Source organism: Rheinheimera sediminis, assembly GCF_004005375.1.
Classification (GTDB): Bacteria; Pseudomonadota; Gammaproteobacteria; order Enterobacterales; family Alteromonadaceae; genus Pararheinheimera.
In genome coordinates this window covers 114620-137913 of the sequence record NZ_RZUF01000015.1, presented here as the reverse complement: position 1 = coordinate 137913, position 23294 = coordinate 114620, and the positions used below count along the sequence as shown (strand labels likewise).

Below are 23294 nucleotides of genomic sequence, written 5' to 3'. Positions count from 1 at the left end.
ATAGGTGTTCAGATAAATCAGAATACGCACTGGGTATTAGCGCGACTGCGCCACCAGACCTTTTACTCGCTGGAGGCTCTGAATCAGGCTATTCGATTGTTGAATCACCAGCTAAACGAGCGGCCGATGAAAGCTTATAACGGTCTGAGTCGTAAAGACTTGTTCCAACAAATTGACCTGCCTGCACTCAAAGCGCTGCCTGCATTCCCGTATGAATACACAGAATACAAAGTGGCCAAAGTGGGACCGGATTACCACCTTATATTCGATAAACATTACTACTCGGTGCCGCATGCCTTGTGCGGTGAGCGGCTGGAAATACAGGCCACCGCCACCATGATCCGGGTGCATCACAAAGGCCAGTGTGTGGCGCAGCATGTGAGAAGCAGCAAAGCCTTCGGTCAAACCTCGGAATTATCACACTTGCCACCGGCGCATGCCGCGCATCAGGAATGGGGGCCAGAGCGATTAAGGCAATGGGCAGAACAAATAGGGCCGGATACGCTGGGTGTCGTGCTCGCGATAGAGCGGCGCAAAGCCCATCCGGTCTTAGCTCAGCGCACCTGCCTGGCATTGCTTGGCCTGCAAAAAAGTTATGGCAGCCAACGGCTGGAACGCGCTTGCGGCATGGCACTGCAACAACAGGCGACGTTCACCGGCTTTATCAAAAACCTGCTGAAAAACGGCTTCGATCAAACTCAACCTGACGCCGAAAGCAATGGCCCGGCGCTTCACCACACCAACTTACGTGGCCCTCACCACTACCAATAAGGACAGAATAATGGATTTGATCATGACGCAATTACGCCAGCTGAAAATGGCGGCGATGGCCAAAGCGCTGGAGCTGCAAAGGCAAAATCCGCATAACTACAATGGCTTGAGCTTCGAAGAACGGCTGGGATTGTTGGTGGAACAAGAGCAGTTCTCACGCGACAACACCCGCCTGATTCGGCTTCGCAAAGAAGCAGGACTGCGACTTCGGGCCAGTCCGGAGGAGCTAAAATACCCGGCACGACGTGGCATACGGCCAGAGCAACTGACGCCACTGCTGCAAGGGCATCACCTGAACTACGGCCAAAACGTGCTGATCACGGGAGCAACAGGCTGCGGCAAAACCTATCTGGCCTGTGCGCTGGGAGAACAAGCATGCAGGCAGAACAAAAAGGTGAGGTACTACCGGCTGGGTCGCCTGATGGAAGCGCTGAAACTGGGGCATGCCGATGGCAGTTATTTAAAACAATTAAGCCAGCTGCAAAAACTGGATCTGCTGATCCTGGACGACTGGGGATTAGAAGGGTTTAAAGGGAAACAAATCAGCGATCTGCTGGATGTGATTGAAGACAGATACGAGCAACGAAGCACAGTGATCGTCAGCCAATTACCGGTGCGCGAATGGTATGGATTAATGGAAAATCCGACGGTAGCAGATGCGCTGTTAGACCGATTGATCCACAACGCCCATCGGCTGGAATTAACAGGCGAATCGCAACGGAAAAAAAGTCTGGCTGAACCAGCGGAAGTAAGTTAAAAAGTGAGGAGTTACGAAGAAAAGATCAGATGGCCGGACGATACCGAAACAGCTGGCCGGACAAACCGAAATACGCATGTCATTTTATCTGCAAAAGAATTTTATCAAACTCATAATATTCCAGTGTTCAAGCTGGAATTACATACAAACCAAGAAGGAAAATGCATCTTTCACCCCAAAAAAATTTTTCAAAATCAATTCGCTGGCTTTCCAATAGATTTCATTTTCCCTAAATAGCCTACAACCAAAGAAACGAAAAGCTTGGGGTCAAGTCTTGCCCCGTGCCCCGATGTTTTAGGGGGTGGGCACATCATTAGTTGTGAATGAATTGGTGATGTTTTTCTATTGTTTTTTGATTTTATGAACATTTTTGGTTGGTTATGATTTGACGGGGCACAGGGCAAGACTTGACCCTCCGCGCACGCGCACTGACTTAGGATGAGGTGACCAAACCAAAAGAGGCGAATCATCATGTCTATCAAAACATTAGGCGTGGATCTTGGCAAGCTCAGCTGTCATATCATTAGCGCACGAAGTCAGGTCTTGCGGTGTGCATCATTTCCGCTTTTCCTTATTTTTAGTCAATCACCAACAGGTTTATAGCGCCTAAAAATCACCAGCTGTCACATCTCCAAGTTGCTGCTTTAGTAATCTACCCCAACAACCTCTGCTTCAAGGCTTTGGCATAGGTGCGGCTTACTTTCAGTACCTTTTGGTTCAGCAACACAGCGTTGTATTCCGAGTTGCAGAGCGGTTGTAGTTTTTCGATATAGGTCAGGTTCACCACTGTTGATTTATGAATGCGAACAAAGACATCGGGTAGCCGCTCGTCAATCAGGCTTTTTAGCCTGGCCCGCATCACATAAGTCTCGGCCTGGGTGTGCACACACATATAGTCTCCGGCGGCGTCAATCCAGATAATGTCCTGATAAGGGATCAACTGAATAGGGTTGCGCCCATCCTGGATCACCAGTTTCTGCCGTTCTATACAGTATTGCGGCTCGGCTGCTTCTGCATTGTCCTCAGCACTGCGCTCTTTACTGCTCCCGGCGTTGCCCGCCTGCTGTTCTTTAGTAATTTCTGCAACTGCAGACAACAGTTGTGCTTTGTCGGCACTGTTGCTCGTTAACTCACTCACCCTGGCTATAGCTTCAGCTAAACGTTCCAGTTTCACTGGTTTTAGTAAGTAATCAAGAGCTCGTACTTCAAAGGCTTTGACCGCGTGTTGATGAAAGGCGGTGACAAAGACTATGGCCGGGCAATGCTCGGGTTGAAGTTGCCGGATCAGCTCAAAGCCGCTTTGCTCAGGCATTTCAATATCCAGAAAAATCAGATCTGGCCTCTGAATATGAATCAAAGTGATAGCTTCAGCTACGCTGTTGGCTTCGCCTATCACCTGAATGTGTGGGAAGGCATCCAGTCGCAATCGCAGGCCTTCGATGGCTGCTGGTTCGTCGTCTACGATCAGAGTCTTTACTATCGTCATCTTGTTCACCACTAAGGCAGAGCTTGTCGTTCTTGAGGTATGTTAATTTGGATCCAGGCGCCCTCTTCCGCTCTGTTGCCAAAACTAAAAGAACTTTGGTCAGGATAAATCAGCGCTAAACGCTCCTCACAATTGTGCAGGCCTATACCAGTAGATGGGCCTGTAGACGCTGCCTCAGGTTGCTCAGCAAAACCACTGCCATTGTCCAGCATACGGATCTGCAACTGGCCGTTTTGCTGACTAAAGCTCACAGTAATGGCATAACTTTGTTGCGACATACGCATGCCATGTTTCAGTGCGTTTTCTGCCAGAGGTTGCAGTAGCAATGAGGGCATCAGCAGGCCTTTGACGTTCTCGTCGGCCACAATAGATACGTTCAGCTTATTTCTGAACCGGCACTGCTCCACATCGAAGTAAGTTTGTAAAATCAGTATTTCTTCTGCCACTGTCACTTTGGCTAAAGGGTCTGTGTACAGGCTGTAACGCAGCAAATCGCAGAGCTTTTCCAGCATAGACACCGCATGCTGATTTTCCTGCTTTAAAATTAAGGTGCAAATGGCGTTAATGCTGTTAAACATAAAATGCGGATTGAGCTGATAGCGCAGCATTTTTAACTGGGCCTCTTTGGCCAGATGAATAGCTTCCGCTGCCTTTTGTCGCTGCTCCATGGTTTCGAAGGTGGCTTTGGAGGCGTAATACAAAGCGGTCCAGGTGAGTAAAATAGTTAAAGAAGCAGAGTTCCAGGTGCCGAAGTCGAACCAGGTCATAGACTGCCAGATCTGGCCATAGAGCCACTGCAAGGTTTGCCACTTCCACTGAGTCCACACCAGACAGCCGAGCAAAATCACCAGTAAATGCCAGAGAATTTTTGAGCCGGTGTGTTGCGCGCTGACATGATGGTACCAGGCCCGCAATAACAGGGTAAGCATAAAGCCAAAGCTGGTATCCAACAGCAGATGCGGCAACCCTAGCTGCCAGGGTTCCTGACTGGGAATTTTAATCATCAGCGCTGTCAGTACAGCATACACAGCCCAGCCACCGCTTTGACAGAGCCAGAATAGTTGATTACGACTTAAAGATTGCAACACCATTCAATTCCAATTAAAAAAAACGAACAGCCTTGCTATGAAAAGCAGCACTGTTCGTTCTTTAGTAGTGATCAGCTTGGCTAATTTGCGCAGCCTATCAGCACAGTACCTTGAGCCGCTTCTGTACTTTTTTGTGCAGAAAGCACCATCTCTGCCACCGCTAAACTATGCTGTCCGCTTGAGCTAAACACCAACGCATCTGAAATGCGTTTTACGGCTGAGGCGTCAGCACAATCCAGTGCCACTTCCACAGTATGCCATACACCAGGCTTTAAGTGCGCAAGTGGTTCTGTCAGTGACAACTGACGCTGACAAAGTCCTTGCTGATCACAAAGCACAGCCAGGCTTAGTTCTGCTGGTAGGTGCTGGTCGAAGCGCAAGCTAAAACGCAATGCCTTGGCTGTTTTGTATTTGGATGCAGCAACAGGCTTGATATAACGCAAGCTGGCTGATGCCTTGGCCGCTGCATTCCAACGTAACTGTCGACCATCTTCCTGGTAGGACAAATTCACCGACTGCATAGCCAAACTTTTACCGTCAGCACTGACACCATAAGGCGTAGTGATTAAAGCCGCTGAGTTTTGCGCAGCGCTATTTTGAGAGCCCGCTGCGCTAGTGTCCGATAACACCCAGGCCATATCAGCTGATAAGTTGCGTAAAAACAACGGCTGAATGCCTTGATCCGAACTGCTTGCTGCTGTTGCCGATACCTGCTCAGACAAAGTGCCAAGTTCTGTCTGCTCTGCATAAGTTAAGCCATAGCCATAAGCAAACAAGGGGTCATAGTTGGCATCGCCTTTGTTCAGCACAAACTGATGGTCATACTTTGGCCAGGAAAAACTCAGTTTACCCTGGAAATCATAACGCGCTTTGCCCTGACTATCAGCCAGCAGCACATCAGCTACGCCCTGCCCTTCCGAACCCGGTAACCAGGCCACCACAAAGGCGTCGGAGGCGTTCAGTTCTTTATTGGTCCACAGCGGCCGGCCCGTTAAAAATACCGTGACCACTGGAATACCCTGCTGTTTTAGCTTTTTAATTAAGGCTAAATCGCTCTTATCGCCGTGCTGGTATTCCAGCTGCTGAATATCGCCAAACCATTCGGCATAAGGGTTTTCGCCTATCACCACTATTGCTACATCAGGTTTTTGGCTGTAGTTGCCATCCACCGCCAGTTCGACTTTTCCGCCTGCAGCTTCAACTTGTTGGCGTAAGCCCTGGTAGACAGAAGTGGCATTGGGGAAATCAGCGTTGGTGTTGTCTGTACCCTGCCAGGACACGCTCCAGCCCCCTGCTTGTTTGGCAATGTTATCTGCACCATCACCAGCCACCAACACCCGGCTTTTCGCTGATAACGGCAGTACTTTTTGGTTGTTTTTTAACAGCACTAAAGATTTACGCACCGCTTCCCGCGCTAGTTCTTTATGCTCCTGACTGTTAAATACCGCCATTTGAGCAGATTCAACCCGGCTGGACGGTTTGCCACGTTCCAGCAGGCCCCAGCGAATTTTCGCCCGTAAAAAGCGTCGTACTGCGTCGTCTATCCGCGCCATAGGGATAATACCCTGCTCTACCTGGCGAATCGTATTGTGGTAAAAAGCTTCAAAGTGCTCTGGGACCATCAGTACATCGACACCAGCATTAATAGCACCGGCGCACTGTTCCAAATCGCACCCTTCTACAAACTTATGGCCGTTCCAGTCAGTGACGACAAAACCATCAAAACCCATTTGGTTTTTCAGTACATCGGTCAGCAGATATTTATGGCCATGCAAGCGCACGCCATTCCAGCTGTTAAAAGACACCATCACCGACTGCACACCAGCCTGAATGGCTGTCATATAGCCTGCAGCGTGAATATCACGCAGGCCTTGCTCATCAACCAGGGTGTCACCGCGGTCTATGCCTTTTTCAGTGCCGCCATCGCCGACAAAGTGCTTGGCTGTGGCAATACGGCCAAAACCCTGCAGAAAATCTTTGCCCAAAGTGCCCTGTAAACCTGACACCATCTGGCCGGCATAAGCTTTGACTATGGCTGGGTCTTCAGAGTAACTTTCATAAGTGCGGCCCCAGCGGTCGTCACGTACTACAGCTACTGTAGGTGCAAAGCTCCATTCAATACCAGTGACCGCAACTTCTTTAGCGGTCGCCACACCAATACGGTGGATAAGCTCTGGATCATTGGCTGCACCCAAACCTATATTGTGTGGAAACAAAGTGGCGCCATAGACATTGCTGTGGCCGTGCATAGCGTCTGTGCCCCAAATGGTTGGAATACGGCTGCCATCTTCTTTGGCATCGACAGAAGCCTCATACATTTCGTCCGCGTATTTTAACCAAACCTCTGCAGAAGCTTGTTTTTGACCATAAGGCGCTGTATTACCGCCATTGAGGTAAGAACCAAAGCCGTACTTGCGCATTTGTGCTATGGACAAATAACCGATTTCCGGCTGGATCATCTGCGCAACTTTTTGCGCCAGTGTCATCCGTGCCAGTATCTGGTCCAGCGCTTTTTCCAGCTCTGGATCAGGTTTTAACACCGTATTGACATAAGGCCACTGTACGGCTGTGCTTTCAGGTTGTATCTCTGCCTTAGTGTTGCTTTGGGGATCAGCAGCCAGGGTTTGAGCCGCAACAGTCATAAGTAGCAAGCTCAGCGCCAGGCTTTGCTTTTTGTTGATGGTTTTAGTAAGGGTGGTGTTGAACCCGGTTCTGATCATAAAAATCTTCCTTCGCAGTCATCACAGCGGCCTGACAGGCCAGGTGTTAAGTACCTGATAAAAAGAAACCGCTCACAACAGCTGAGCGGTTTCTGTTAAAGGCAATCAAAATTAGAAATTAAAGCCTGCACGAACTCCGTAGTAACGCGGCATACCAAAGCTACCTTTCGGGAAGCCTTTGCCTGTGTTACTCCATTGCTGCACTATTTCGTTGGTGGCATTGCTGATAAACAGCTCCGCAAACCAAACTTGATCTTTAGGCTCATACTTAAGTGACGCATTGACTGATGTGTAGGAATCACGGCTATCGTCAACATAAGCTAAAGCTTCATCAGGAACTGCAAATTCCATATCGTCCAGATGCTTATCCAGGTTCCAAATGGTGTTGTAGGACTTATCCTTCCAATTGACATTAAACCAGCCATGAATGTAACCGTAGTCGGCTAAATCAAAGCTATGGGTGTAACTTAAGTTGGCGGTGTATTCAGGCACCATGGCCAGCTGATTCCCTTTCAGATTGGTCGTCAGTAAGGTGTTTTCCGGATCGATGGATTCTTCATAGGACAAGTCAAACAAGTACTCTGGGTCGTAGTCCCATTTGGTGATCCAGTCATCCGTAATGCGGGCATCGGTCCAGGTGACATAACCTGTGACTCGGCCACTTGGATAAGGTTTCCAGTCAAACTCCAGCTCAATACCTTTGATGGTCGAACCCGGCACGTTTTGGGTGTAGTAAGCAATCACCGGCATATTGCGGTAATCCAGCACAGGCTGACCATTTTGATCCAATACAGGGCTGCCATCCGGATTCTCTATCGCGGCCAGACGCTCCACATTGCCGATAGAACCAACTGAAGCATATTGCATATCCTGATAATCGGTATAAAAGAACACAGCTTGTAAATTCAGTGAGTTGTCTAACAAGCTGGTTTTTGTACCCAACTCGTATGTCAGCACTTGCTCAGGGTCAAACTGGGTTTCAAAACGCTGCACCTGACCAGTTCTGTCATTGACGACTTCAAACACATCACCTATGCCACCTGCTTTAAAGCCTGATGCCACATAGCCATAGACCATGGTGTTTTCGCTGAAGTCGTAGTCCAGACCCAGGCGGAAATCACTATTCTGCCAGCTGCCTTTGTTGTCGTTAGCAAAAGAAGACTGATAAATGGCCGGGTTTTCAAAAGCATTGGTCGGTAATTCAGCTAAAATAGTGCGGTTAAACCAGCCTGGAGCACAACCATCGGCATTGGAGCAACGCAAGGTTCGCCCGCCCACGTCTTCTTTGGTTTCATCACTGAAGCGATAGCCCAACGTCAGGTGCAAATCTGTACTCAGGTTATAAGTAGCCTGACCAAAAGCAGCAAAAGCGTCGGTAGAACGGTCGGGTTGATCCCAAAAGGCTTTGTCGTCCATTGGGTTGTCGTAATAACCTACAGTAGTGGTTTTTTCATGGAACAGGTTTACCCCTGCTATCCAGACTAAATCACCAAGCTCGTCAGACTGCAGCTGCAGTTCAGTCGAGTAAGAACGGGCACCAGTGCCATCGAGGAAGAACATAGCTCCGTCCCACACGTCCAGGCCGATTTCTGTATCCTGCGCCGACTGCCTTTTCATATCTTCGAAACCCGTTAACCAGACCAGATCAAGTTCATCTGTCAGTTCGTAGTTCAAGGTGTTACGCAGATAGGTAATATCCAGCTCCAATTTACCAGGTACGTTGACTACCGCCTGATAGGTATTGTCGCTTGGTAAAAATGTAGAACAGTCGCCACCAAATTCAGCGGGTCTGCCACGCAGTTTTTCGCAGTTCACCATTTCGACAGAACCTGCGCTGTCGTTTTTGTAGTACTGGAACACAGTGTGGTTAGAGAAACTACCAGCAGAAGGCTCCCACAAGGTGCTTACGCGGAACGAATGCTCGTTAGCGTTGTTGTAAAAATCAGCTTTATCAGCCGGTGTTAAAGCGCGCACTTTTTGCGCTTCAGGGTCGGTGCCAGCCGCATCTATCCACCAGTTTTCGCGCTGAGTCAGCGTCTGGCCAATGCCCTGATAAGAGTCGTCTGAAATCACTTCAGCATTCAATACGCCTTGTGGCAAATAACGGGTGTCGTACTGATTTGGATCCCAGTAGCCTTCAACATAGGAATCACGTTTTAAGGTTTTGCCAGAAAAACGGACGGCAAATTCATCTGAAATAGGCAGGTTAAATACACCGCCAGTGCTGATTGCGTTAAAGCGGCCTATCTCGGTATTGACGTTGCCATAAGTGCTGTCAAATTCTGGTTTTGCCGTCAGAACATTAATGCTACCCACAGTGGAGTTACGGCCAAACAAGGTGCCTTGTGGGCCACGCAAAGCTTCTACACGCTCTACGTCATACATTAAGGCCAGCGCGCCCTGCATACGAGGTGAATAAATACCATCTAAGTGCACACCAACTGCTGGGTCACCTAATTCAGTAATGTTGGTAGAACGAATACCACGCATGGTAATCACAGGAGCTGCCTGCTCTGAAGCCACGGCAATGTCGAGGCCTGGCACTAAATCAGCGATGTCTTTTACGCTGTTGACGCCATGTTGCTGCAGCTGGGTTTCACTCAGGGCTGAAATAGCCACTGGTGTTTCCATCAGTTTGGTTTTGCGTTTGGTGGCCGTCACTGAAATGACTTCCAGTTCGGTTTCATTGGTGGTGGTTTGTGCTGTGGTCGTTTCGGTGCCGTTGTTAACATCCGCTTGCTGCGCGACGGCAGAAAAAGCGCATGCCATCGCTATCGCAAGCGAAAGTGCGTTACGTTTATGCATTATTTAACCCCTGTCTGTAATGACTTTTTGTTTTGTGTTTTTATGGCGAACTAAATGCTTGGGTTTGCCACGGCATGAACCTTAATGGCAGGCGAAACGCAGAGATACAGAGATTCGACAAGGCGAGTTGGTCACACTACAACACGATTTACACAGAGTTGTGGTGTGCCAGTATTGAAAAATAGTCATGAAAAACGGCGCAGTGGTTCAGGATCTTTTGTAGGGGCGTCCCTTGCGGGCGCCCGTTTATTGAATGAAGAGAGAAAACCTTTTAAAAATTTCAACCTGCCAGTTCGCTTGTTTTAAGCATAAATATACATGCCTATATCAGACCAAACTTCGCCTTGGTTGCACGCAAAAAATCAAAGGTATTAATACAGCTAACCCCAAATTGCTTACAGATATTTGGCACTTTCACTTTTTTTGTGGTGTCACTCACCAGGCTTTCGTGGGTCACCACCACAGCACCTGTCACCATTGCTTTGGCGATTAACCAAGGATCAGCTTTTTCAAGAAACTTGTCACGATTGCCTGGATTAAAGCTCTGAGCCATCACATAGTAGATGATGGCAATATAAGCCGTTTGGGTAGCGTCATCATCGTTGGCAATAAATTGAACACCACGAGCTTTCACCCAGTCTGCCAACGCGTCGTTACCCTCTTTTAATTCACGGCCAATCATATCAATACTGCCAGCAATACCAGCTGCAAACTGTTTGTCCAACCACTGCCAATAGGCAGGACAAAACTCCATGTCGTAATAAGAGTTTTTGGCTTCAATATAGGTATTTGCATCCAGCAGATAAATCAAAGGCCAAGCTCCTGTGCAAATTTAGCAACATTGGCTGGCTTCATGCCGAGCATCCAACCCGCATCTCTGAGCAAGAGTTTGCCATTTAAAGCCTCACTCACCACAGCTTTAGAGAACAGCTGACTGATTTGAGCTTTTTTGGTTTTGAAGTAAGTCGGGCCGCCACCTTCAATTTGTCTTTCTTGATAGGCGTCAGTTTGGGCCTTTATATAAGCCACATATTCATCCTGACCAATCAAGCCAAGTGTCAGTGCTTTTCTGGCCAATGCCCAGGTACTGACATGAAACTGAGCTTCCAGCTCCGGCAGATTCTTTTGCCACAGCTCAAGGTCTTTTCGCCAGTGCCGTAAAAATTCATCCGTAGGCACTAACATCTCAGCCGCCACTGCATTACAAAACTGTTCTTCGGCACTATGACTGTTCGCGTTGCCATCAGACACACCGGTCTGCCCAATCCAGATATGACATAACTCGTGGATCAGCGTAAACAACCTTGCACCAGGCGCATCAGCATGATTAACAAAGATAATAGGAGCAAATTCATCGCACAACGCAAAACCACGAAACTCGTCGACACTAAATGGCCTGCTATGATGCCCCAAGCTGGATTGCCTCATGACTAAGATGCCCAAGCGTTCAATTCGCTGCACTAAGTCTCGATAATATTCAACCCAAGTGCCACGTTTCGGGTGTGGTGGAATTTGCAGTTTTGCGCGCATATCAGCAACAACAGCAGCCACGCCTTGTTCAACACGAAAGCTGCCAACCAGATCAACAGGTTCCAACAGCTGATTGCGTGCATAGTCACGATACCAATCCTGACATTCCAGCATGTTCTTAAGCAGGTCGAGAAGTTCAGCACTCGGACGTCTCAGTTCGGCAGAACCAACTGTGCGTAAATCAGGGATCGGCAGGCTTTCCACAGGAGGCTGATGCAGAAACAAATAACCAAATGGCACATGGGCTTTGTCAGCAAATGCCATAGCCTGAACAAAGGTTAGCTCACGTTCACCAGCTTCCCATTGCATCAACTTTTCGTCTGTCACTCCAAGCTTTCGCGCAAATTCAGGCAAAGTGAAGCCAGAACGCTCACGCGCCCAGCTCAGCATTGCTTTATTGATTTTTGCGTTGCTCATTTTGACTCCCATCACGACTAGTGAGAGGTTACCCAGAAAGTCCCAGTAATTCCATAGTTCAACAGTATTTTAGTCATGTACAGGTAGTAAACTTAGCTTGTTAACGACTAAATTTTCAGCGGTTTTGATTGGTAGAAATTGTATAACTCAAACATAGCCTGCCTGGATTTTGTCGATTATGACCTTAGTGGTTTCAGAGAAATGTGTTGAAATAGAGGTACATCGGCGTTAGTTTGGTGCCTAATGAAATGACAAAAGCCAAACACTAAAACACAGGGAAAAAGTTGAACCTGAAACTAGTGTTCTTGAGTGATATATGACCAAGCAAAAAGAAGATTTAGCAGATTTCAGAAGAGAAATTGACGACGATAAAAGCTTTCAGTCTATACGAACGAAGTTAGTCGTCGTCTGCCTAATATTCATCGCTTTGAACTTAAGTGGTGCAACTTTAGAAGAAGTTAATACATTTATATTTAAGATAAACGTTAATAATCACATAGGCCTAAGTTACTTTTTCATAGGCGTTATATCGTTTCTATTTATCAGATACTATTCATGCGCATACCCACATCAAATACAACTTGATAAGCTTTGGATAAATAGATTTATCCGTGACTACAACGTCTATTACGCTAGTTATTCGCAAAATTACACGTCAGGTCTTTTATCAAAGGCACTAAATTTTGATATTGAGGATGAACCGGGCATCGAACACCCCGAATATGAGAGAGATGGCTTATACAAACGTTCGCTGGTTTATCTAACACATTGTAAAGATGAGAATGGGAATGACGATAGCTACACTTCGAGAATATCTCTAACCGATTTCAAACGCACAGAAAATTGGAAACTTTGGGACTATCTAGCGATGCGCGGATATGAACTCAAATATTCAACAGAAGCTAAAATACGATATAGAGAATATTTAGACATATTCGCACCGTACCTGATCAGTCTAATTGCCTTAGTTTCATTTTTTTCTGTGATGAAATAATTGAACTCATGAATGCATTTTAAAATTCAGCACGATGTCAAAAAGAAATTGACGTCAGCTCCCCCCTTTAGAGGCCAGCTAAAGCTGTTCAATGCAAGCGTTGTTGCTGCGACTTAGGTTCGCCTTTAATAAAAAAATCTTGCCGAGGCTTCAATCTCAAAACGTAAACATCCGCTCAGTTTTCCACCAATCTCTTTAATCTAAGTCCAAGATCCACAACAGCATTTGCATTCATACAGCCTTTTTGCTTATGCTGCCAAAAGCACAGAAAAGGCCGCAGCAATGATAGAACTTCACCAGTATTGTCCAGAGCAACAACAATGGCAGATCAGCGATTTTCAAACGCTGCGTTACCCCTTGTTAACCGATACTAAAATCTGGATTAATTTAACTGCGGCCAATCGAACAGAGCAGCAACAGGTGCTGGAGTTCTTTCGCATTCACCCTGTAATTGCCGAGGATTTCCTGCGTGAACGCCATCCACCCAAAATGGAATTCAGCGATAGTTTCAGCTTGCTGATTTTGCGTGGTTTTTCTGCGCCGGATTTCAGCGACTATCCGGGCCATAGTCAGATTTCTGTGTTGTTTAACGATCAGGTGATTTTGGTGAAATACCAAAGCCCGCTTACCGACAACAAAATTGATCTGCCTTTTTCTGCATTTGCTGGTATCAACAGCTTTAAAGACTGGGTTAAAAAGTACATTCACGCTGTATCAGCGACTTATCTGGAAAAGCTGCTGCAGTTTGAGGACGAGTTGGGTGAGTTGGAAGACAGCATGCAAAGCAACGGTAATGATCAGAAAATGGCGCAAATTATGAAATACCGCTCGGTATTTCGAAAAGTTGACCGCAATCTGGCTTACCAAAAAGAAATGTTTTCCGACCTATTGTACGAAGAAGATGCCAGCCATCCATTTAAACGTCATTTTGAGCCGATAGAATTGCGCGATTTTTACGAGAAGTTCGAGCGCCTGCACAGTATGACGCAGATGTATTATGACCAATTGAGTGATTTGGTCGATGGTTATATGTCGACTTCATCGCACCAAATTAATGAAAAAATGAAAGTACTGACCATGCTCAGTGCTGTGTTTATTCCACTGACCTTTATTGTTGGTGTATACGGCATGAATTTTAAGTATATGCCAGAGCTGGAAAATCCTTTCGGCTACTATATTACCTGGGGCCTGATGCTTGGATTAGCTTTGGGCCTGTTAGCCTTATTTAAGATCCGCCGTTGGTGGTAAAGCTGTAGCAATTGAGTAGACAGCAGGAGCGGTTTAATGGTTGAAAATACCCCACTGGATATTGAAGAAATAGTCCGGGACAGTTTTGATGAAAATGAAACTGAGCAACTGGCAGAAAAACTGGACCAACTAGAGCCGGAAGAGATTGCTATTGCGCTTGAAGCCATGCCGTTGGAACAACGGGTTGGCACCTGGCTGACGCTGGAAAAAGAACAGCAAATTGCTTCTTTGACCTACATGAGGGTCGACGCCCGTAGCAACATTTTCAAACAACTGGAAACAGCGCAGCTGCATGAGCTGGTTGAAGAAATTGACGTTGATGACCTGATTGAGCTACTGGACGAATTACCAGATGCTATTTATCAATACGCCTGCTCGCGCATGGATCAAAGTGAAAAGCGCTGGCTGGATCAGGCCTTAACTTATGATGACGAGCAGTGTGGCCGTTATGCCGATCACGATGTATTAATTGTCAGTAAAAACGCCAAAGTGCGGGACGCTGTGCGGCTATTTAAAAAGCTGACCGAAGATGCCGAATATCAGGAAGCCTTGTTTGTCGTCGACCGCACGGGCCGTTATGTGGGGCTGTTACAAGGCATACGTTTATTAGGTCAGCCTAACCATTTGCCAGTAGTTGAGTTTATCGATGCAGAAGCCCCTGTAGTTCAGGGCGATATGGGGCTGGACACAGGCTCAGATTTAGTAGCCCGCTCCGGCTACAGTGCTTTGGCAGTAGTAGACAGCGAAGATAAACTCTTAGGCCGTTTGTCTATAGGTGAAGCGCTGGAAAACGTAAGGCGCAGCCTTGAAGGCCAGTTTATGCACACTGCGGGTTTAGACGAAGAGGAAGACTTATTCGCCCCTATCATCAACAGCGCCAAACGCCGGGCTTTATGGTTGGGTATTAACTTACTCACCGCCTTTTTAGCCGCCTGGACCATAGGCTTATTTGAAGCCACTTTGCAGCAAGTGGTGGCTTTGGCGGTATTGATGCCTATAGTGGCCTCTATGGGCGGCATTGCCGGCAGCCAAACCTTAACCCTGATTATCCGGGGCTTAGCGCTGGGTCAAATTACCCCACAAACCTATTGGACCTTAATGCGCAAGGAGCTCAGCATAGGAGCTATTAATGGTGTGCTCTGGGCTTTGGTCATAGCGGGTATTACCTACCTTTGGTTTGGTGACTGGATTATCGCAGGCGTGATTAGTTTTGCCATCGTCATCAATATATGTGTGGCAGCCTTTAGTGGTGTGGTGATCCCGGTCTGGCTGGAGAAAATGAAAATAGACCCTGCCCTGTCTGGTTCGGTTATTTTAACCACAGTGACAGATGTCATCGGCTTTTTCGCTTTCCTGGGGTTGGGATCGCTATTTTTACTTTGATATAAATTTTTTGATTTTTTACAGATACTTGGCACTCAAAGCACTCTAGAATAGTCTCAATAGTTAAATTCAGAGCCTGATGATGGTGTTGTTATGAAAATTGCGGTCTTATCGCGCAATAGTGAGTTGTATTCTACCCGCCGCTTAGTCGAAGCAGCGGAAGAACGGGGCCATCAAATAGAGGTGATAGACCCATTGATGTGTTATATGAATATCAACAAAACCAAGTCTGGTATTCATTACAAGGGTGAAGTGCTGGAGCATTTTGACGCCGTGATCCCCCGTGTTGGTGCTTCCATTACTTTTTATGGCACCGCTGTACTGCGTCAGTTTGAAATGATGGGCGTTTATGCGCTGAATGAGTCCAGCGCCATCAGCCGTGCCCGCGACAAACTCTGTTCCCTGCAATTATTAGCCCGCGAAGGTATAGGTTTGCCTATCACTGGCTTTGCCGATAAACCAGGTGATATCCCCGATTTAATAGAGATGGTCGGCGGTGCTCCGCTGGTTATTAAGCTTTTAGAAGGTACTCAGGGCATTGGCGTAGTCTTAGCTGAAACCCGTACCGCAGCCGAAAGTGTGATTGAAGCTTTTATGGGCCTGAACGCCAATATTCTGGTGCAGGAATACATTAAAGAAGCCAATGGCGCTGATATCCGCTGCTTTATTATCGGCACTAAAATTGTCGCCTCAATGAAACGTCAGGCCAAAGCTGGTGAATTCCGCTCTAACTTACACAGAGGCGGCACAGCCTCTATTGTAAAACTCAGCGCAGATGAAAAACGCACTGCTTTGGCTGCTGCAAAAACTATGGGCTTGCAGGTGGCTGGTGTCGATATTCTGCGCTCCAACCATGGTCCTGTGGTGATGGAAGTGAATAGTTCTCCGGGTTTAGAGGGCATAGAAGGTGCAACAGATATTGATGTAGCAGCGCTGATGATCCAGCATCTGGAAAAACAAGTGCCTTTGCATCAAGCCCGCATGCAACAAAAAGCGCAGCAGAAAAAACTGGCCAAAAGCTAAGTTTCGACAACAGAAGGCAACTCCATGCTTACGGAAAAAAGACAGGCTTTTACTTTAGGTGGCACTGTGATCGAGCCAGGCGAACGGGCTGTGGTCGATATTCCATTTGGCAAACTATATACCCATACCGAGCTGAATATAGGCGCTCATGTGGTGCATGGTAAAAGACCAGGGCCTGTACTTTTGATTACCTCTGCTTTGCATGGCGATGAAATTAACGGCGTCGAAATTTGCCGCCGCTTGCTGAAATTGCCTAAGCTCAGTCAACTTAAAGGCACTTTAGTGGTGGTACCTATAGTCAACACTTACGGTTTTGTACAGCAATCCCGCTATCTACCCGACAGACGCGACTTAAACCGCAGCTTTCCAGGCAGCGAAAAAGGCTCACTCGGCAGCCGTATGGCTTTTCAGTTTACCGAACGTATTTTAAAACAATGCACTCATGTGATTGATTTACATACAGGCGCTATTCATCGCAGCAACCTGCCTCAGGTACGGGCCAGTGCGAAAGACAAAGTGGCGTTACAAATGGCCGAAATTTTTAACGCCCCTATTATTATTAAGGCCGCCAGCCGTGAAGGCACAATGCGGGGTACAGCCAACAGTTTAGGCATTCCTATTATTTTGTACGAAGCAGGTGAAGCACTACGTTTTGATGAGCAATCGATCAAAGTGGGTGTGCGCGGCATTATGAACGTGATGCAGGATTTAGGCATGTTCAGCCCGAGCAAAAAAACCATCAAAACAGGTTCTTTGTTCAGCAAAAAAAGTAGCTGGATCAGAGCTGAACACGACGGCATTGCCCGCTATTACGTTGGTTTAGGCCAAACTGTACAACAAGGGGATGTGCTGGCCCATATCTACAGCCCCTATTCTGACTTTGAAGTGGCCGTAGAAGCCAGTTTTAACGGCATAGTGATAGGCCGTAATAACTTACCTCTGGTGAACGAAGGTGAAGCCTTGTTTCACATCGCCGAAGTCAGCTCTTTGGATGAAGCAGAAAAAACCCTGGATGCGATTAGCGACGAAGTAGACGCCGCCATGCCGCCAGTCTTGGGCGTGGTGTAAAACTGCAGGTCAGAACTATCACTCTGACCTGCCTTGCTATCTTTAGTTGGCGTGAGCAGCAGGCGCTATACCCACTGTGGTGATACGTTGCCCTACCATTTCGCGCACATAAAGGATGACAGCACCAAAGTGTTGGCTATCCCCCACAGCAGGAGCCTCTGCTAAAGCCTGACGTAAAGCCTCATCCAATGACAAATACCCATCGGCAGCAAGCTTGATGCCATAAGAATGTGATAAGTCTTCTACTTTGGTGTAGCCCTTTAGTTTCAGCTCTGCTGCTGGTAATTCCAGATGATCGCTTTTGGCTATGCCAGAACAGACCAGATCAACAAAATCACGGACATCTGGCTTCATCACAATAAATAAATGATCGCCTGCGTGCAGCAAAGTTGAGCCTCGTGGCGGGATCACCTCATTGCCTCTGGTGATCATGGCCACCACTGTCCCCTCTGGTAACGCCATTTGCGATAAACGACGACCTGAAGCGCGCGAACTCTCACCCAACTGATACTCCACTATATCGGCATCTACGTCACCTAAAGCGGTGATTTCCAGCGTCGCAGCTGGAGTCACAGGAGCTGGTTCTGTTAATTCTAAAGCCCGGGCCATCCAAGGCAAGGTAGATCCCTGCACTGTGGCCGAAATCAGCACCACGAAAAACACCACACTAAAAATCAGTTCGGCGCCGGGCAAACCATACATCAGCGGATAAATAGCCAGAATAATAGGCACTGAACCTCTTAAGCCAACCCAGGACACTAAGGTGATTTCTTTGATACTAAACCCAAATAACTTCAGCACCGGCAGCACGGACAAAGGCCGTGCCAGTAAGGTCAACACCAGCGCAATCAGCAAACCTTCAAACCAGACATCCAGCAAGGTAGAAGGGTTAATCAATAAGCCTAAGATCACAAACATAATAATTTGGCCCAACCAGGCCAGACCGTCGTGAAATAAGAAGGTGCTGCGCTGAAACACAAACCTGCTGTTGCCTATCACTACCCCTGCAATAAAAATAGCTAAAAAGCCACTGCCACCTAAATTGGCTGCTACGCCAAAGGCCAGTAAACCAAAAGCTGCTACCATCACAGGGTATAGACCTGAAGTCGTCAGATGAATACGGTTGATAACACGCACAGACAACCAGCCAGCCGCTAAACCTACCACAGAACCTATGCCCATTTGTTGCACAAATAACATCAGCAAGCCTGTGCCTGGTTCTAAGCTTTTAACCAGTACTTCCAACAAGCCTACAGTTAAAAATATCGCCATAGGATCGTTGGTCGCACTTTCAATTTCCAGCGTTGCTTTCAGGCGCGGATTAATGTGAATACCGGCATTACGCAGCAACGAAAATACAGCTGCAGCGTCAGTAGAACCTACAATGGCGCCAATCAGCAAACCATAAAATAGCGACAGATCAAGAATATAAGCGGCGGCAACGCCGGTGATAACAGCTGTGACTAACACACCAAAAGTGGCCAGCACAGAAGCGGGTTTCCAGACCTGCTTAACGGAGGTCATTGGCGTTTGCAAACCACCATCAAACAAAATAATGGCTAACGCTAAGGATCCCAGCGCATGCGCTATTTCGGCATTATCAAATACAATACCACCAGGGCCATCTTCCCCTGCCAGCATGCCGACCATAAGAAACAATACCAGCACAGGCAAACCCAGTCTGGCTGACAATTTGCTCGAAACAATGCCGAAAATAATTAAAATCGCGGCTAATAAAATAATTTGATCAATCAAAAACATAAATTGGCACTCTCACCACTAAAGCTGCGGGCTGTGCCCACAAAAAAGACCGTTTTGCAGATCCACCTTCATTTTCAAAAGGCGCAGTCTGTAGCACTGCAAGTATGAACTAAGCTACAGACAAAGGGGGTGCCCTGGCGGAAAAACGCCTGATGCTGGCAGCTGCATAGCTGGAAGTTAACTTCTGCTTTGCAGAACAGGTTGCGGCAATACACTCAAACTTGAGCCATAACACTATAGCCTTGTCAGAGTCAGCAGACAGATCAGCAGGTTTGACAGGTTGGGCAACAGAGGTCAGTTGCGACAATCCATGCGGCTGATTTGCTTGCACTGCTTCGAGCCCATTCCGGGCAGCAGAAGAGTCTGAGGCCACCAACAAGGACCCCAGATAAAAAACCAATGCAATTAAAGCTAAGTGCTTCATCTTGATACCCTGAACTTATCCAAATAAAAAAAGCCTGCGGGCATGACGTACTGATACAAGCCTGTCGATCATAACATCGGACAAGCCTGAACTAATGGCTATATTGTCCCCTCTCTATGGTTTTCCAATAGCAGAATTTCAGCCCATGATGGTGAAACAGGAAAAATAATTTAAAAACATTAACTTAGCCTACTAAATAGGCTGTGTTTGTTTAGCGCTGCACCACCTCAGGCTATGCCTGGTTGCAAGCGCCAGTTATCTTTCGCTGACTGGTTTTGAGCGCATAATGAAGCAAGGCCCTTGTTCTTTGCTGCTTTTTTATGCTGTGATGTTTTGGCTGGCCACAAACTCATAAAATAACAAAAAGGATTAAAGAATGCGCTTGCTCCCTCTCACCTGTTTAATCAGCTCAGCTTTTATCAGCACCAGCAGCCTGGCTGCGCCAAAAGACTTAGCTGGCACTATTCACACCGATTACCAACAGCACCTTGAGCCACTGTTTAAGCATTTCCATCAAAACCCGGAATTATCTTTTATGGAATTCAAAACGGCCGAACGCTTAGCCAAAGAGCTTACAGCTGCAGGTTTTGAGGTCACTACTGGTGTCGGTAAAACAGGGGTGGTCGCCATTTTGAAAAATGGTAAAGGCCCATTGGTGATGATGCGCGCCGATATGGACGCCTTGCCGGTCGAGGAAAAAAGTGGTTTACCTTATGCGTCCACAGTAAAAAGCAAAGACTGGAACGGCAACGAAGTGTCAGTGATGCACGCTTGTGGTCACGACATGCATATCACCAGCTTAGTGGGCACAGCACGGCAAATGGTGAAGATTAAAGATCAATGGCAAGGCACGCTAATGCTGGTAGGCCAACCCGCTGAAGAATATGTGGGAGGCGCTCAAAGCATGCGTGATGACAACATCTGGGAACGCTTTGGCACGCCAGATTATGCCATGGCTTTGCATGTATCCAGTGAAATTGAAGCAGGTAAAATTGTCGCCGTTGAAGGCTCGCCCTACTCTGGTGTAGATTCGGTTGATATTCATATTCACGGTTTAGGGGCTCATGGTGCCAGCCCTCACCGTGGTAAAGACCCTATAGTGTTAGGCTCACAAATTGTCTTAGCGCTGCAAACCATTGTCAGCCGTGAAATAGCGCCGAAAGAGCCCAGCGTCATTACCGTCGGATCTTTCCATGCGGGATCGAAACACAACATCATTCCAGACTCTGCGCATTTGCAGCTGACAGTGCGCAACGATACCCTGGAAACTCGCGAACAGCTGATTAGCGCCATTAAAAGAGTGGCGACCAATATGGGCAGGGTCGCGGGTTTGCCTGAAGATAAATTGCCTGAAGTGACAGTGGATCCACAAACAACGCCACCTACAGTGAACGATATACCGCTGACCCAACGTTTGAAGCAGCGCTGGGTTAGTCACTTTGGCGCAGATATTCTGGATCAGAACTATAAACGTTTAGGCATGGGTGCTGAAGACTACCCATTTTTAATTATGAATCCGACTATTCAGAGTGTGTATTTCCAGATAGGCGGCACACCTAAAGCAGACTTTGAACGGGAAAAACAAGGCGGCGCTGCGGTACCAAGCCATCACAGCCCGCTTTTTAAAATTGCACCTGAACCTGCGATCAAGGCTGGGGTAGAAGCTACGGTAGTGGCCTTACTGGATTTGATGCCTAAACAATAAAGCAAACTGCAGTTGGTGCTGACCAGGGCTTGTCGTTGACAGGCCTTTTTGAAAGATAAACTTACAATTGAGTTTCGACTCTTAATGTAAATCAGGTTAGTCTTGTGCCGGTATCATCAGCTTTGCTTTTACAACCTGATGAGGCTCCATAATTAATAACTAAAAGGGAAACGCATAATGCGCCATTCATTATTAGCTCTTAGCATTGCCGCATTACTGGCAGGCTGCAGTCCGGCCCAGGACACATCAACCACCACCTCGTCCACAGCTGAAACAACCACGGCGGCAGAAACCAAAGCGGCTTTATCCGAATCAGAGCGCTTAAATCAGTGGTTTGAAACTAAATACGAAGAGCAGCTGCAAATGAGCCCGCTGCAAATGACCTTTTTAGGTCGTAAAGATAAACAAGATCAAATTGACGACGTGACAGAAGAAGCCGAAGACAAACAACTGGCCTGGGCTGCTGCTTCTGTTGAAGAGTTAAAATCTCAGTTTGATTACAGCAAGTTAGATACTGAAGCCAAAACCTCGTACGACTTATGGATTTATCAGTATGAGCAAAGTCGTGACGCTGCAGCATTTCGTGTAAACACTTATGTGTTTAACCAGATGCAAGGTGTACATGCCCTGTTACCACAAGTACTGATGAACTTTCATAAAGTCGACGAAGTGGTTGATATGGAAGCCTACGTCAAACGTATTAGCGGCATTGCCAAAGCTATTGCTGACTTACAGCAACGTGCGGCTAAATACGCTGAAGCTGGTGTGCGCCCTCCACGTTTTGCCTACGAAGGTGTATTGGAGCAGGTGAATAATCTGCTAAACGGCGCGCCATTTAAAGAAAGCGATAAAGACGCGCCTTTATGGGCAGATGCCAAAGCCAAAGTGGAAGCACTGAAAAAAGCCGACAAGCTGGATGATAAAAAAGCTGAACAGTTGCTGGCCGATGCGAAATCTGCCTTAACCACTCAATTCCAGCCTTCTTACGAAGCTTTAACTGCCTTTTTAACCAGCGAGCTGGACAAAACTCAGGTCAATGTGACAGGTGTATCGACTCAGCCCAATGGCGTGGCGTATTACAACCATCGCTTAGCGCAATCGACGACAACAAACTTAACTGCTGACGAAATTCATCAGATTGGTTTAAATGAAGTAGACCGCCTGACCAAAGAAATGATTGCGATCAAAGATAAAGTGGGCTTTAAAGGCTCATTGAAAGAGTTCTTCGCCTTTATCAAAACTGACGCTCAGTTCTTTTATCCTGACACAGATGAAGGCCGTCAGGGCTATATCACTGACTCAGAAGCCTACTTAGCCTTTATCGAGAAAAAACTGCCTGAATACTTTGGCATTCTGCCAAAAGCGCCTTTAGTGGTAAAACGGGTTGAAGCCTTCCGTGAACAACCAGGTGCAGCTCAACATTATTATCCTGGTACACCGGATGGCAAACGCCCTGGTATTTACTACGCGCATTTGTCTGATATGAAACAAATGCCTAAAAATGAAATGGAAGCTATTGCCTACCATGAAGGCAGTCCTGGCCACCATATGCAAATTTCTATTGCGCAGGAACTGACTTCAGTTCCAACCTTCCGCACACAGGCTGGTTTTACCGCTTACATTGAAGGTTGGGGTTTGTACTCTGAATTGCTGGCCAAAGAAATGGGTGCCTACCAGAATGACTACTCCGACTTCGGCCGCTTAATCACAGAAATGTGGCGTGCGGTGCGTTTAGTGGTTGATACAGGTATGCACAGCAAAGGCTGGACTGAACAACAAGGTATTGAGTACTTCAAAGAAAAAACTCCTGTAGCTGAAGGTGCAGTCACCTCAGAAGTACGTCGGTATTTAGTATGGCCAGGCCAGGCCACAGCCTACAAAATTGGTATGTTAAAAATTCTGGAAATCCGAGCTAAAGCCAAAGAGCAGTTAGGTGACAAGTTTGATATCCGTGGCTTCCACGACACTGTATTAGGTGGTGGAGCCTTGCCATTGCAAGTGCTGGAAAAGCGCGTACAAAACTGGGTAGACAGCGTAAAAGCGGGTTAATCCAGGATCTCAATCGTTCAAAATGGCCCTGTGATGGGCCATTTTTTTGCTCCGTAATCATTTCA

At 47.1% G+C, this 23294-nt stretch carries 17 protein-coding genes; 9 read left to right on the top strand and 8 right to left on the bottom strand.

Annotated features, from left to right (window positions below; all coding sequences use genetic code 11):
- Together EMM73_RS20065 and istB are read left to right on the top strand one after the other, a co-directional pair.
- Window positions 1–771, top strand: a 771-nt coding sequence (locus tag EMM73_RS20065; RefSeq protein ID WP_409994307.1) for a Mu transposase domain-containing protein, incomplete at its 5' end; no start/stop codon positions are given.
- Window positions 772–781: 10 nt separating this feature from the next.
- Window positions 782–1528, top strand: coding sequence for an IS21-like element helper ATPase IstB (gene istB / locus EMM73_RS11905; RefSeq protein WP_127686651.1), 747 nt, complete (start codon window positions 782–784; stop codon window positions 1526–1528).
- Window positions 1529–2180: 652 nt separating this feature from the next.
- Here the strand turns inward: istB and EMM73_RS11900 are convergent.
- From EMM73_RS11900 to EMM73_RS11875, 6 genes are all read right to left on the bottom strand, one after another.
- Complete coding sequence (locus tag EMM73_RS11900; RefSeq protein ID WP_127686650.1) at window positions 2181–3014, bottom strand: LytR/AlgR family response regulator transcription factor; 834 nt, start codon at window positions 3012–3014, stop codon at window positions 2181–2183.
- Window positions 3015–3025: 11 nt separating this feature from the next.
- Window positions 3026–4105, bottom strand: coding sequence for a sensor histidine kinase (locus EMM73_RS11895; protein WP_127686649.1), 1080 nt, complete (start codon window positions 4103–4105; stop codon window positions 3026–3028).
- Window positions 4106–4182: 77 nt separating this feature from the next.
- A complete protein-coding gene (locus EMM73_RS11890) occupies window positions 4183–6822 on the bottom strand; it encodes a glycoside hydrolase family 3 protein (RefSeq protein WP_127686648.1) in 2640 nt (879 codons plus the stop codon).
- Between the two features lie 111 nt (window positions 6823–6933).
- A complete protein-coding gene (locus tag EMM73_RS11885) occupies window positions 6934–9627 on the bottom strand; it encodes a TonB-dependent receptor (protein ID WP_127686647.1) in 2694 nt (897 codons plus the stop codon).
- Window positions 9628–9949: 322 nt separating this feature from the next.
- Window positions 9950–10438 (bottom strand): DUF4411 family protein, encoded by a 489-nt coding sequence (locus EMM73_RS11880; protein ID WP_127686646.1) that lies wholly within the window; start codon window positions 10436–10438, stop codon window positions 9950–9952.
- Entirely contained in the window at window positions 10435–11574 is a 1140-nt protein-coding gene (locus EMM73_RS11875; RefSeq protein WP_127686645.1) for a helix-turn-helix domain-containing protein, read from the bottom strand. Before EMM73_RS11875 ends, EMM73_RS11880 begins: the two co-directional genes overlap by 4 nt.
- Before the next feature lie 316 nt (window positions 11575–11890).
- Between EMM73_RS11875 and EMM73_RS11870 the strand changes: the two genes are divergently transcribed.
- The 5 genes from EMM73_RS11870 (at window position 11891) to EMM73_RS11850 (ending at window position 17290) form a co-directional block, all read left to right on the top strand.
- Entirely contained in the window at window positions 11891–12568 is a 678-nt protein-coding gene (locus EMM73_RS11870; protein WP_127686644.1) for a hypothetical protein, read from the top strand.
- 282 nt (window positions 12569–12850) lie between these two features.
- Window positions 12851–13816, top strand: a complete 966-nt coding sequence (locus EMM73_RS11865) for a magnesium transporter CorA family protein (protein ID WP_127686643.1) — start codon at window positions 12851–12853, stop codon at window positions 13814–13816.
- Between the two features lie 36 nt (window positions 13817–13852).
- The gene (gene mgtE, locus EMM73_RS11860) at window positions 13853–15199 is read left to right on the top strand and encodes a magnesium transporter (RefSeq protein ID WP_127686642.1); all 1347 of its coding nucleotides are present in this window, start codon (window positions 13853–13855) and stop codon (window positions 15197–15199) included.
- Between the two features lie 93 nt (window positions 15200–15292).
- Window positions 15293–16222 (top strand): 30S ribosomal protein S6--L-glutamate ligase, encoded by a 930-nt coding sequence (gene rimK, locus EMM73_RS11855; protein ID WP_127686641.1) that lies wholly within the window; start codon window positions 15293–15295, stop codon window positions 16220–16222.
- 24 nt (window positions 16223–16246) lie between these two features.
- Window positions 16247–17290 (top strand): succinylglutamate desuccinylase/aspartoacylase family protein, encoded by a 1044-nt coding sequence (locus EMM73_RS11850; RefSeq protein ID WP_127686640.1) that lies wholly within the window; start codon window positions 16247–16249, stop codon window positions 17288–17290.
- A 42-nt stretch (window positions 17291–17332) separates the two neighbouring features.
- Here EMM73_RS11850 and EMM73_RS11845 read toward each other — a convergent pair whose 3' ends face one another.
- Together EMM73_RS11845 and EMM73_RS11840 are read right to left on the bottom strand one after the other, a co-directional pair.
- Window positions 17333–19051 carry a potassium/proton antiporter gene (locus EMM73_RS11845; protein WP_127686639.1) on the bottom strand — a complete coding sequence of 573 codons (1719 nt, stop codon included), beginning with the start codon at window positions 19049–19051 and terminating at the stop codon, window positions 17333–17335.
- A gap of 109 nt (window positions 19052–19160) precedes the next feature.
- Window positions 19161–19475, bottom strand: a complete 315-nt coding sequence (locus tag EMM73_RS11840) for a hypothetical protein (RefSeq protein WP_127686638.1) — start codon at window positions 19473–19475, stop codon at window positions 19161–19163.
- A gap of 376 nt (window positions 19476–19851) precedes the next feature.
- Between EMM73_RS11840 and EMM73_RS11835 the strand changes: the two genes are divergently transcribed.
- Window positions 19852–21180: an amidohydrolase gene (locus EMM73_RS11835; protein WP_127686637.1), complete on the top strand. Its 1329-nt coding sequence runs from the start codon at window positions 19852–19854 to the stop codon at window positions 21178–21180.
- A gap of 177 nt (window positions 21181–21357) precedes the next feature.
- Window positions 21358–23229, top strand: a complete 1872-nt coding sequence (locus EMM73_RS11830; protein ID WP_127686636.1) for a DUF885 domain-containing protein — start codon at window positions 21358–21360, stop codon at window positions 23227–23229.
- The last annotated feature ends 65 nt before the right edge of the window (window positions 23230–23294 follow it).